At 40.2% G+C, this 11,861-nt stretch carries 15 protein-coding genes; 5 read left to right on the top strand and 10 right to left on the bottom strand.

Features of this window, described 5'->3' with window-relative positions:
* Positions 1–194 precede the first annotated feature (194 nt).
* The 4 genes from GJU40_RS02925 to GJU40_RS02940 all read right to left on the bottom strand — a co-directional run bounded on the left by GJU40_RS02925 (position 195) and on the right by GJU40_RS02940 (position 3,726).
* Entirely contained in the window at positions 195–1,898 is a 1,704-nt protein-coding gene (locus GJU40_RS02925) for a methyl-accepting chemotaxis protein (protein WP_170289309.1), read from the bottom strand.
* A 359-nt stretch (positions 1,899–2,257) separates the two neighbouring features.
* A complete protein-coding gene (locus GJU40_RS02930; protein ID WP_170289310.1) occupies positions 2,258–2,491 on the bottom strand; it encodes a hypothetical protein in 234 nt (77 codons plus the stop codon).
* 40 nt (positions 2,492–2,531) lie between these two features.
* The gene (locus GJU40_RS02935) at positions 2,532–3,047 is read right to left on the bottom strand and encodes a YwhD family protein (protein ID WP_154306254.1); all 516 of its coding nucleotides are present in this window, start codon (positions 3,045–3,047) and stop codon (positions 2,532–2,534) included.
* Positions 3,048–3,060: 13 nt separating this feature from the next.
* A complete protein-coding gene (locus GJU40_RS02940) occupies positions 3,061–3,726 on the bottom strand; it encodes a site-2 protease family protein (protein ID WP_154306255.1) in 666 nt (221 codons plus the stop codon).
* A gap of 94 nt (positions 3,727–3,820) precedes the next feature.
* Between GJU40_RS02940 and GJU40_RS02945 the strand changes: the two genes are divergently transcribed.
* On the top strand, positions 3,821–4,009 hold the full coding sequence (locus tag GJU40_RS02945) for a 2-hydroxymuconate tautomerase (protein WP_154306256.1): 189 nt from the start codon (positions 3,821–3,823) through the stop codon (positions 4,007–4,009).
* Positions 4,010–4,049: 40 nt separating this feature from the next.
* On the opposite strand, the gene GJU40_RS02950 is transcribed toward GJU40_RS02945, so the two are convergent.
* The 4 genes from GJU40_RS02950 to GJU40_RS02965 form a co-directional block, all read right to left on the bottom strand.
* Entirely contained in the window at positions 4,050–4,496 is a 447-nt protein-coding gene (locus tag GJU40_RS02950) for a GNAT family N-acetyltransferase (RefSeq protein WP_154306257.1), read from the bottom strand.
* 100 nt (positions 4,497–4,596) lie between these two features.
* The gene (locus GJU40_RS02955) at positions 4,597–5,112 is read right to left on the bottom strand and encodes a YwgA family protein (RefSeq protein WP_154306258.1); all 516 of its coding nucleotides are present in this window, start codon (positions 5,110–5,112) and stop codon (positions 4,597–4,599) included.
* A gap of 32 nt (positions 5,113–5,144) precedes the next feature.
* Positions 5,145–6,452 carry an HD domain-containing protein gene (locus tag GJU40_RS02960; RefSeq protein WP_154306259.1) on the bottom strand — a complete coding sequence of 436 codons (1,308 nt, stop codon included), beginning with the start codon at positions 6,450–6,452 and terminating at the stop codon, positions 5,145–5,147.
* Positions 6,453–6,582: 130 nt separating this feature from the next.
* Positions 6,583–6,807 (bottom strand): YuzB family protein, encoded by a 225-nt coding sequence (locus GJU40_RS02965; protein ID WP_154306260.1) that lies wholly within the window; start codon positions 6,805–6,807, stop codon positions 6,583–6,585.
* A gap of 315 nt (positions 6,808–7,122) precedes the next feature.
* Here GJU40_RS02965 and GJU40_RS02970 point away from each other — a divergent pair, with 315 nt between their 5' ends.
* The 4 genes from GJU40_RS02970 (at position 7,123) to GJU40_RS02990 (ending at position 10,777) form a co-directional block, all read left to right on the top strand.
* Positions 7,123–7,896 (top strand): RsfA family transcriptional regulator, encoded by a 774-nt coding sequence (locus tag GJU40_RS02970; protein WP_154306261.1) that lies wholly within the window; start codon positions 7,123–7,125, stop codon positions 7,894–7,896.
* A 65-nt stretch (positions 7,897–7,961) separates the two neighbouring features.
* Positions 7,962–8,153: a hypothetical protein gene (locus GJU40_RS02975; RefSeq protein ID WP_154306262.1), complete on the top strand. Its 192-nt coding sequence runs from the start codon at positions 7,962–7,964 to the stop codon at positions 8,151–8,153.
* Between the two features lie 1,340 nt (positions 8,154–9,493).
* Positions 9,494–10,297: a hypothetical protein gene (locus GJU40_RS02985; protein ID WP_154306264.1), complete on the top strand. Its 804-nt coding sequence runs from the start codon at positions 9,494–9,496 to the stop codon at positions 10,295–10,297.
* A 63-nt stretch (positions 10,298–10,360) separates the two neighbouring features.
* Positions 10,361–10,777, top strand: coding sequence for a hypothetical protein (locus GJU40_RS02990; RefSeq protein WP_154306265.1), 417 nt, complete (start codon positions 10,361–10,363; stop codon positions 10,775–10,777).
* A 120-nt stretch (positions 10,778–10,897) separates the two neighbouring features.
* Here GJU40_RS02990 and GJU40_RS02995 read toward each other — a convergent pair whose 3' ends face one another.
* On the bottom strand, positions 10,898–11,200 hold the full coding sequence (locus GJU40_RS02995) for a hypothetical protein (protein WP_154306266.1): 303 nt from the start codon (positions 11,198–11,200) through the stop codon (positions 10,898–10,900).
* Positions 11,172–11,807, bottom strand: a complete 636-nt coding sequence (locus tag GJU40_RS03000) for a hypothetical protein (protein WP_154306267.1) — start codon at positions 11,805–11,807, stop codon at positions 11,172–11,174. The genes GJU40_RS02995 and GJU40_RS03000 overlap by 29 nt, the downstream gene beginning before the upstream one ends.
* Between the last annotated feature and the right edge of the window lie 54 nt (positions 11,808–11,861).

Genomic DNA, 11,861 nt, shown 5'->3' on the forward strand with positions numbered 1-11,861 from the left:
CCAGGTTACACTGTTAGGTCGCTGAAAACAGTGTTGCCAAGATTGCATAAAATGACTCTTTCTGGTTTACATTGAGGGAAATCCTTTATTCATTGAATGAATAGACAGAAACCCACCGTCTATCATATGGGGTATTGAGACTCAAACAAGCGGAACTTCTAATAACCAAATTCCCAGTCATTTTTTCTTACTTGTTAAAATTTAAACTTGCTCAGCTCATTTTGAAGCTCATCTGACAAGCTGCTCAGTGCATTCACCGAAGCGCTTACTTGCTGCATCGTGGCAAGTTGTTCCTCTGATGCAGCCGCTACATTTTGGGAATTTTCAGATGTGTTATGAGCAATGTCAGCCAAGGAAACTATGGTCGCATTCACTTGTTGTGCCGAGGCTGCCATTTGTTCTGTTGACGTTGACACCTCATCGATCTTTTCTGAAACAAGCTTAATGGATTCTTGTATTTTTCCAAATGCCTGTCCTGCTTCATTGATGACATTTGTTCCAATGTTTACTTCCTTCGTTCCACTGTCCATGGACGCGATGGCTGCATGTGTATCTTGTTGAATTTCATTAATCAGCTGCGCAATTTGATCTGCTGAATTCTTCGACTGCTCCGCTAATTTACGCACTTCGTCTGCTACGACTGCAAACCCCAGACCCTGCTCACCCGCTCTCGCAGCTTCTATCGCTGCATTTAAAGCTAAAAGATTTGTTTGGCTTGCAATTCCGGTTATAACTTCGACGATCTGGCCTATTTCGTTCGAGCGGACACCAAGTTCACTAATAAGATCTGCTGTTGTGCCCACCGACACTTCAATTGAATGCATCTGAGTTACTGCTTTTTGAATCAGTGCACGGCCTTCCACTGCTTGTTGATTGGAACTTTGAGATTCCTGAGATACATCTGAAGAAGAATGAGCAATCCTTTGCACTTCCTTAGACATACTATCCATCGCACTCACACTTTCCATTGCGCTCACAGCGGAGTATTCTGCACCTTTAGCAATTTCCTGGACTGAAGTCGTCACCTGCATTGCTGATGAAGAAGACTGCTGGGCTGAAGCGGTAAATTGCTGTGAAGATACAGCAAGCTGATTGGACGTTTCTGCTACCCTTGATAACAAGGCCTTCAAGTTCTGTACCATTGAATTGGAGGCTTTGATTAATCGGCCTACTTCATCTTCCGACTTTGTTTCTAATAATTCTCCGCGAAGATCGCCATTTGCGATAATTTCCAGCCGTTGAACAACCAATGAAATGGCCCTCGATATTTTATTGGCAATATATAAGGCCACAGCAATCGAAATCACAACAGCTGCAATCAATCCCACAGCCGTGAAAATTTTTGCTTGGGAAGCAGTCGAAACAGCATTCTCAGCCTGAGTTTTTGTGATTTCATTCTGGATATCCACAACCTTTACCCAGGCATCAATTGCCTCCTGGCTGTAAGGAAGGCACTTTTCTGCCATTAATTGAACGGCTCCTTCTTGGTCACCGCTATCATAAAGAGGAATAATCTGATCAGTAACAAGCTTTCTCCATCGAATTGTCTTTTCATCCGCTTCCTTTATGGAAGCTGCAAGCCCGCCTGAAATAACGCCCTCATTGATTGCCTTAAAAAGATTTTCTTCCGTCTGAATTGCCTTTTCGGTTTCCTCTAAAAATTGCACCTTAAACTCTTCTCTATTAAAAAGAATATAGTCTCTAGCAATTTTAGCCCGATTGGCTACACTAAATGATATGGAATTAATATCTTCCAAAAAAACCATGTCATTATCAGTGATTTCTTCTACTTGATTTGATAAGGAATTCATTGCAAAGTAATTATACGAACTAATTGTAATCAATATCGTTAAAATAATTGCAAACCCGGTTAAAATCTTCCCCTTTAAACTGTTCATTCTCAAACTCCATTCTCCCATTGTATTGTTTTCCCTGCGGTTATGATTCTAAAAGCTTCCAAAAGCGGCAGCAGTCACATACTGACCAAAAAGGTGATATCCTCCATCTTCTTTTGGAGGTGCTCCATACTCTTTAACAAATTACATCGTTAATATGGTAAAAAAGTACCACATGCTAAATTCTATAAGAAGTGGCATATTTTATCAATCTTTATCACTTTTGGAATGTGCCCAATTGTTGATAGCTTGTAAGATTGTGATTGTAACCTCGGTTTTTCTACAATGGCCGGATATTCTGCATGTTGAAATGAGGAGACATGATCTGCCTCCTCTGAATCGTTTTTCCTGGTATTAACGTACTATTTTAAGGCTGGATGAAGTGCGGCGAGGATATAAAGAGTGGGGCCGCTTTGTTCTACTATCACCAATATCGTATAACAAACAGGGCTTCTTTGTTCTACTATCACCAATATCGTATAACAAACAGGGCTGCTTTGTTCTACTATCCCCAAAATCGTATAACAAACAGGGCCCCTTTGTTCTACTATCTCCAATATCGTATAACAAACAACCCCATTTTGCTCTCCTATCACCCCCGCCCGCTCCGTCTCCCCACAAAAAAAACTGGCAGGCCTATTCGGCCGCCAGCCCCTTTTTCAATTCGTCTGAGGAGTTGTTCCACATGTCTGCATTGTGGTTTTTTAGAAAGTCTGAGAGAATGCGTTTTGATGTTTCATCCATAAAGTTCACCATGATGTGGCGTTTGATTGATTTGTCCATTTTGTTTACGTGTTCCGGGAGAGATTTGTAGCCTCTCCTGATGGAGCGGTCAACGGTCATTTCACAGGCTGTGACGCCAGCATAATAAGGGCCTTCCTGCTTACGATCTACGGTTACCCATACGAGCCAGTAAGGCTTTCCGTTAGGTACTTCTTCTTTTGTTTTGAGAAATTTGATACCTTTTTCGACTGTACTCCGGGCGTGCATAGCCCCGATATCGATAAAGGCTTCCCCTTCTTCAATGTCGACGAAGACGGGTGAGACGTTGTCCAGGCTTAAGGCACCGACACCAAATCCTCCGTGTCCGTCTGTCGGGTCATTTTTTATGATATTAAAGCCTATGTTTTTTTTCTTTTTTTCTCCGTCCATTTATGACTCCTCCTTAGCGAAGCGGTTGTAGTAGAAGGTTAAACAGTGTCATTACAGCTTCCCTGCCGAAATCAAAGAGCGGTTGAATGGTGTATTGATCAAGCGGCGTAATCACCAGAATCAAAAACAGAACAATGCCGTAGTTTTCATATTGTGTCATTTTTGCCCTTATCTCATTCGGTACCAAATCTTCTATGATCCGGTAGCCGTCAAGCGGCGGAAATGGCAGCAGATTGAAAATGAACAGCACAATATTCAGGTTGATGAGAATTCGCAGAAACTGATCAGTCACCATTGCAATGTTTTCCGGCATGGCAGCAAAGGCACCTGTTTGAAATAGTATTAAGTACAATGCGTTTCCAATGAATGCAATGACGAGGTTGCTAAGCGGGCCGGCGACAGATACAAGTACACCTGCAAGCCTCGGCCGCTTAAAAAAGAACCGGTTCACAGGAACGGGCTTTGCCCAACCAAAGCCGGCAATAAAGATCAGGATCGTGCCGAACGGGTCCAGATGCGCCAGCGGGGAAAGAGTAAGCCTTCCCTGTTTTTTGGCTGTTGGATCTCCAAACTTATAAGCGACATATGCATGTGCAAATTCATGAAATGTAAAGGCAATCATCAGGACGACGATTACATAAGGTATCAGTTCAACCGGAAATGCAAGGAAGTTCTCCATGATTTTGTTCTCCTCCAGCGGGATAGAAACATGCATTTTCTTTTAAAGTATACTATATTTGAAGAGTAAAGACATATAAAGGAGGCGCAACGCTATGCCATATGTAACTGTAAAAATGCTTGAGGGCCGTTCAGAAGACCAAAAGCGCGCCCTTGTTGAGAAGGTAACTGCAGCTGTTTCCGAAACAACAGGCGCAGCTCCTGAGAAGATCGCTGTATTTATTGAAGAAATGAGCAAAAATCATTACGCAGTGGGCGGAAAACGCCTGAGCGATTCCGAATGAAGAATTCAGAAGCTTGAGGAGCACCTCAAGCTTTTTGCTTTTACACTTTTATTTTCATAAATTTGTTAACATCCCGAAATCCTATTTTTTCATACAGCTTCATGGCCGTCTCATTATGTACGTATACATTCAATCCCACATCCTGATACCCGTTGTTCTCAAATTCCTTTAAGGCCTCCTCCATGAGCAGCTTTGAATATCCCCTTCCCCTGTACGCCTTTTTCACATATAAATCATTAACCCAGCCTATTTCGTCTCCCGTAAGAAAGTCAAAAGCCTTATCAATCATTACCCAGCCCAGCAGTGTTTCACCATCCATCAAGCATAAAAAATAGGCTGAATGCTTTGCAGAGTGCTCATAAGCCTCTATCATTTTTTGCCGATTATCATCTGATACATGGTTGGTCGCTTCTCTCCTGTTTTCCCCGGCCAGTTCATAGATTTCCTGAATCTGTGCCTCATCTGCTCTTTTAAATGTGTATTCCATGATTGTCCCTCCGTTATGCGGTTATACTTTTTAATTTAACATATATTACCTGATGGCTGAACAAGTTTTTTCTCATAAAAAAAGCATAAAGCCCTGGGCTTTACACTTTTTGTACTGCTGTTTTTTGCTGAATTGCGGCAATGAATTCATAGGCTTCGTCTATTTCTTCAGCTGTGTAGCGCTGCTTGCTTTTCAATGTAAACACTTTTTCGGAAACTTCTTCTTTGTCGAGATCTGAAAAGAACAAAACTGTTGAAACGAGTTCAAGAAATCTTGCAGACTGGCCGTTCAGGTCTTCGAGGCACTCCTTGAGCTGCGGCATTTCCAGTTCATAGTGCGTGAGGAACTGCTCTCCGGATTCTGTGAGCGAGTAGCGGTATTGATAGTAGCCGCCCTTCTTTTCCCTTACCTCGTTTAAGAAACCAAGATTGCAAAGTTCTTCCACCTTCAGCGTCAGCTCTTCTGAATACGGTCCAAAAAAGTGAAAATTATATTTTTCGTAAAAAGGATAATTGATTTTCTTGGCTATATAAATGATTTTCTGAAGCTTTTTCCGGCCGATGATTTCTCCGGACGCAGAGAATACCTTCATCAGCTTCGCATGTTCCTTTAACAATCCCCTTCATCTCCTAACCTTATATCTCTCATTTATTTATGTATGTGAAGCAGCTCCAAAATCTTTTTCTTGACGGCTTTTTTGGATGACATATTTTCCAGTAAATCCAGAGGAAAATAAAGTTTGTGATCTGTTCTTCTTTTACCCGAAATGGCATCTACAATCTCAGATTCTCTTGAAAGTTCCCTTAGGTCTCCATTCGTTTTCAGAAGGTGAATCGGCAGTCTTTCCTCTTCCTCGCCGGGACGGTAAAAGTCGTATGGCAGATCTGACGAAGAATCCACAACCAGATAGTAATCGGGATCAATTCCAGCCTTTTTGAACAGTGATGTCAGCTCCATCAGCTTCATCATTTGTTCATTGGTCGGGTGAAACTCAACATACTTGAATAGATTTCTGTTCATAAATCTATTGCAAAGATCACTTAACACAGGGTCGCTTTCCTCCTGCCATGCCTGAAAATAAAAGAGAATGACAGACTCATCAAGCTTCAGGTAATCCTTCAGTGACAATTCGTCTTCAAAGATGGAGTAAAAATGAGTGGGTTCCTGCTTGAATGTATAGTATTCCTGATGAAGCTGTTTCGCGCGGTGCAGAATTTTTGTCAGGATTACTTCAGCGCTTCTGGTAACAGGGTGAAAATAAACCTGCCAGTACATTTGATATCGGCTCATAATGTAGTCTTCTACAGCATGCATGCCGCTTTGTTTAATAACAACTTGATCTTCCCTGGGTCTCATCACCCTCAGGATCCGTTCCATGTCGAAATGGCCGTAGCTTACGCCGGTGTAGTAGGCATCCCTCTGCAGGTAATCCATCCGGTCAGCATCAATCTGGCTTGAAATCAGGCTGACCACCTGTTTATTGGGATATGTTTTTGCAATGACTTCAGCCACATTTTTAGGAAAATCTTTGCCCACTTTGCTGAGGACTTTATTGACTTCCGTGTCTCCCAGAATAATCGCTCTGGTGAAGTCCTCATGATCCAGGTGAAACACTTTTTCAAAAGAATGCGAGAAAGGGCCGTGGCCTAAATCATGAAGAAGCGCAGCACATAGCACCAGCATGCGCTCTTCCTCATTCCATTCAGCTCTGCCCCGGAAAACATCGTCCACGATCCTGCGGACAATTTCATACACGCCAAGCGAGTGGTTAAAGCGGCTGTGCTCCGCTCCATGAAAGGTCAGGTAAGTTGTACCGAGCTGGCGGATTCGGCGGAGCCTTTGAAACTCAGAGGTGCCGATCAAGTCCCATATCAGTTTATCCCTTACATGGATGTAGCGGTGAACGGGGTCTTTGAACACCTTCTCTTCTGTCAGTTTTCCAGTTGGCTGTGTCATTGCTCTTCCCTCTTCCATTAAGTCGTAGTCCTATTATAACAATTCCCCTGTCTCATTCACAGCTTGGGAAAATGAAAAAATATGGCTGAGACAGAAAAAATCACCTGTGCAGGGACTGCAGAGGCGATTTTTACTTGTTTAGCTTTTTTTCAATTTTTTCGATCAGCTCGTCCTCGCTGGGAGCTGAAACAGGACGGTTATTTACAAATGCGAACGATTTTTTGCGTCCAGGACCGCAGTAAGATTGACAGCCGATATCTATGCTCGCATCAGGGTCAACCTTATTCAGGCGGGGCACCAAGGTTTTTATATTTGTTGCCTGGCAATCGTCGCAAACACGGAATTCATTGGCCATGTATAACGACAACCTTTCTTAGTTTATACTGGCAGGCCGCTGCTCCGCATCAAAGCCGAATACAGCACTTTTTTCCCTGCAATCTATATCACTTGATTGTTCTTTAATAATGATAAAACACTAAATGGTATTTTACCTTTTCTGCCCCGCCAATGCAAGGGCGGGAATTTTTTTCCGGGCAGTCTCACTGACAAAATAATAGTTTTTAACTCTTGAAAAAAAATCTAGTATCCTTTTACAAATCTTGTATAAAACACTTCCGTCCTGTCCATCCTATTATCAACAAACAAAGTTACATGAGGGAGTTGAGTAAGTATGAAACAACGACAAGATGCCTGGTCTGAAGAGAATGATTTATTGCTAGCCGAAACGGTCCTCCGCCATGTTCGCGAAGGAAGCACACAGTTAAATGCTTTTGAAGAAGTAGGAGATAAATTAAATCGCACATCCGCTGCCTGCGGTTTCCGCTGGAATGCAGTTGTCAGACATAATTATGAAAAGGCGCTTCAGCTTGCCAAAAAACAACGCAAGCAAAAAATGCGCTCCATGGGCAAAGGCCAGCCGGCTAAAAAACAGCTGCTGTACACACCGCCTGAAAACCAAACTTCAATGCCTGCTGCAGAAGAGGTTGATATGATGCCATTCTATGAGAATGATAAAGCACCGGAACCTCTTTATCTGGAGGAATTCAGCGAAGAGCAGGAAGAAATGGATTTTGGAATGATTCAGAACCAAATGCCTTACTACAGCAGCAGCCCGCCTTCAGCACCAGCTGCCCAAGAGCTCACTTTGGATGATGTGGTTGATTTTCTGCAATCTTATCGTGGAGATACCGTTCAGCTTCAAGCCCTTCAGCATGAAAATGAGAGGCTTAAGCGTGAAAATGGAGATTTGCTAAGAATGAATCATGATCTTCAAAAGCAGGTAGCAAGGCTCGAGCAGGATACTTCTTCCGCTCAGGAAGACTACGATACTTTAATGAAAATTATGAACCGTGCAAGAAAGCTTGTCCTCTTTGAAGAGGAAGAGCGCCCTTCCACTAAGTTCAAAATGGACCGTAACGGCAATCTCGAAAAGCTTGCCGAGTAGTTACAACTTTGTGTTCCCCCCCTTTATATACATGTTTAGGCCCGCCTGTGAGCGGGCTTTTTTTATTGCTGATTTTCAAGCAGGCAACCACTCAAGTATTTGAAGAAAAATGCCGGCGTTCCTCATTATCTGGCAGAACTTCTCACTGGGAATTGCTCAATATGTACTTTGAAACCGGAGATCAGGAGCTTCAGCATATGCGGTTAGGATGCAGCAGGAACAGTCAGCGGAACGAAGGGGGAGCCTATCAATTCTAAAAGGACCTTTAATTATTTTAACGGAAATTGGGAGATTCAGAGAAGATTAGCTTGTCCGCCCTTCGTCTGCCATTTGAGAAGAAGCTTTATTTCCTGGAAGGGGCGGAATCACAATTTTGTTACTGATTCAGAATTTCCCTGCAGAAATAAATTCTCTGGACCAATGAACTCTTTGCATAGTGAAAACGTAAAGATGTCCTTAGGACAAAGGCATAAGAATTGGTGCGGGATGGAAAGGGGGATTGCTGTAATTTTTTAGGGGAGTCAGGGGAGCGGGTAACGTGTTGTGGTGTATTGTTCTTTTGCAAATTGATAAACAAAGGGTGGTGTTTTGTTATAGTATTTTGAATAACAAAGAGCTTACTTTTGTTATAGTATTTCGGGAAAAGTCAAAGATAGTAGAACAAAGTGCCATGTTTTGTTCTACTATGCTGGAGATACTATAACAAAGAGCCCTGTTTTGTTCTACTATGTTGGAGATAGTAGAACAAAGTGCGTGCTTTTGTTATAGTATTTCGGAAAAAGTCGAAGATACTATAACAAAGTGCCCTGTTTTGTTCTACTATGTTGAAGATAGTAGAACAAAGTGCGTGCTTTTGTTATAGTGGGACACAATTAAAACGTTCAATAGAATCAAAATCATATTTCATACAAGGATTACATAATACATAACAGCAATCAGAATTAAGTCGCATGCACGGTGTGGAGCGGGGGCGGAGTAAGCCTTGTGTTTGCTAGGATACATAAGGAAAATGAAATGACAAAATATACTAAAAATTCTGGTAATATATTGAATTATCTAATTTCCTAGTGTACACTTGCCCTGTTAGAGTATCTAACTATCAGAATCTATGAGGTTTTAAATGTGTCGAAAGTGAAATTCGATGGTTAATGCCCAAGGTGATGATGGTCAAGGTATTACGGTACTTACAGGCGATGGGCTGAGCAGTTTATCGATGCGGTATCAAATAGAGTAGCAGACGGTGAAATTGAGAGTATCGCTCCTGAGTCTGCCTTTAATTTAGAAAAAACGACTGTGTATACGGTTGGTGGCGGGGTTACGGTTGTTACAGTTCCATTAAATGGTGAGTACAGTATCCCTAGTAACATAACGATATTCTTCGATGAAGATAAGGCTGTATTGCAGACAAATGAAATGTTGGTTAGCGCTAGAAAAATGATATTAGTTCCAGAAAGAAAAAATAAAAATAAAGCAAAATTAAAACCTTGTTTGCAAGTAGTTAAATATTACTATTTTACATTTATTTACCTATTTTTGAAGGGGTATTCAATTATTTAGTGAATATATACTCTCGATACCAAAAATTAGGAGGGTTAAGATGAAAAAAATTGTTTCAGCATTATTAGTTTCTCTAATTGTTTCATCTGTAATTTCAGCATCACCGATTAATGCTAATGAATTAGGTGATAGTTCTAGTGAATGTTTAAAGCCTAAAACAAGCAATTCAAAAGTCTTATATAAGAAGGAACAAACTAAAGATATAGACAAATTATATAAGATGGCTAAAAACAAACAAGGATTTTTGTCTGAGAACGAACTTGATGAAATAACTGAGACAGAAGTAACATTAGTAGGGGATAAAAAAACAAAAGACGGTAAAAAAGTAGAAGCAGAAATAGAGACTCTTGGAACAAGTGAATTAATTGAAGTTTACGAAACAGACGGAGTCAAAACTGAAGTGTTTGCTGTAACTGAATTTGCAGAGGTAATGGAAGAGGATCTTGTTTCCGTAATGTATTCAGATACAGATTACGGTACATATACTGAAGAATCAGGTAGTGTTAGGGCTTACTCTACTAATAATTTTAGCCGAACTAATAATACTTGTATTGATTTAACATCTGTTACTGGTGGATGGACTCGTTTAGATACAAGTGTATCAATTGGAACAAAAACAGTTAACTGGGGACAAACAGGAAGAAGTTGTTCAGGACCTGGTGTTACACAAAGCAGTAAAGTTCAATACCCAGGTAGTTCTACATATTCTTACGCAATACCTAGTAGTTGGGTAGGAGTTGACATTAATGCTGATGTAACTGTTGTGGGGCATAAAAGTTCCGCAGAATTAACACGTGGTTCAAGTAAATGGACAATAAATTTCACAAATAATGTAACAAAATAATATTGCACCCATAATTCTCGTTAATTATTATAGATATATATATTATATAAATAAGGAGAATTTATGAAAAAATCATCTCTGGTTTACTTGATAATTTCAATTGTTTTAGTATTTGCAATTTATATTGTGGTAAGTACCCTTTACAAAGGTGATTATATTAGTGAAGAGTATTATTTTGAAGGTAATTCCGAAAATTGGATTGTATCAGCAAAAATGCTTGAAACAGGTGATAAAACATATTCACTTACCACAGAGATATCCTACCTTAATGAAGAAGAAGCTCCAGAAAGAGTGAAGTGGCTTCTTAACGGTAATGGGTTTGGTACAGGTGGTGAAGAATCCTTAACTGAAGGTAAAATAGTTAAGAAGGAACCACTTAGAGAAGTAACGATTACGGATAATGATAAAATAACTTTTTCAATTGAGTGGAATAGTCAGTTAGAAGAGAATATTATTTTGACTCCAAAAAAGGATAAATAATACGTTAAATGTATTTAGGATTGAATACTGTATACATTTTTAGTTAACATAATGCCAACTATACGAAGTAAATCAAATAGTCAAACTCAGTCATATCATGGGTTTGGCTGTTTTTTATTTTTATCGATTATGCATGATTTTATACATTGTTATGCCTTCTTTTTTCATGTAATCTTTATAGCTGTCACTGGTAGTTACTGCACTGTCATATTCTCGTTTGGCAGACTTAGAAACAAGCATTTTTCCTTTTAGTAAAGGATTGTTCTCGTATTTCTCTACAATAGCTTGATGTTTCTCGAAATCTTTCAGATAACGTTCTGCACGCTTCAAGCGTCCTCTTGTCTGATCAACACGAGAAATTTCTCCTTGAAGCTTTTGTACTTCTTGTTTTCGGCTATTCAGGATTTTTTTCAATGGTTTCAATTGAAACCACAACACCATTTTTATGAAGTCCTGCAAGTTTTGTAGCTGTTTTAAAGTCCATATAACGCATTTCAGGGCGTTCAGGATACAAAGAAGCTACCTGACGGACAAAAGCGTTTTTATGGGCAATTTCAGCTTTATGAAGCACATTACGTTCTGAACGGATATATTGACGAGTGTTTTTGTTTTTCTCCAGGAGTTCTGGACGTTCTGCTTCATGTTGCGTTTTCATCTGGTTAAATTCCTTCTCGTTGCTAAATCCAAGCTTTTCACGGTGGTAATTTAGCTTTTTATCATGGAATTTAATTTCGGTTTTCACTCTAGTAATTTCTTCTTCGGCTCTATCTTTCGTGAGCCGATTTTCCTTTAATTTCAATGGATTCAGCCAATTAATATTTTCAATTCGCTGTTCGGCTTCCTGAATCTGTTTCTCGAAAGAATGAATCCATCTGAAATGATCGGAAGCTTCTCTGATACTTTCATCTTTCCAACGGATAAAACCATCATTTTTATTTAATCGTTCATCCCATTTATCAAGCTGATCATAGCGTTTTTTGATGTTCTGAAGAGAAGGTTCAGTTTTCAGAACCTTTGAAGCATTTTGCAAATCTACTCGTTCAGCAGCTGTATGAAATCTTTCTGCTTTTTCTTTTTTTCTTGC

Source organism: Metabacillus lacus (assembly GCF_009674805.1).
Lineage (GTDB): Bacteria > Bacillota > Bacilli > Bacillales > Bacillaceae > Metabacillus_C > Metabacillus_C lacus.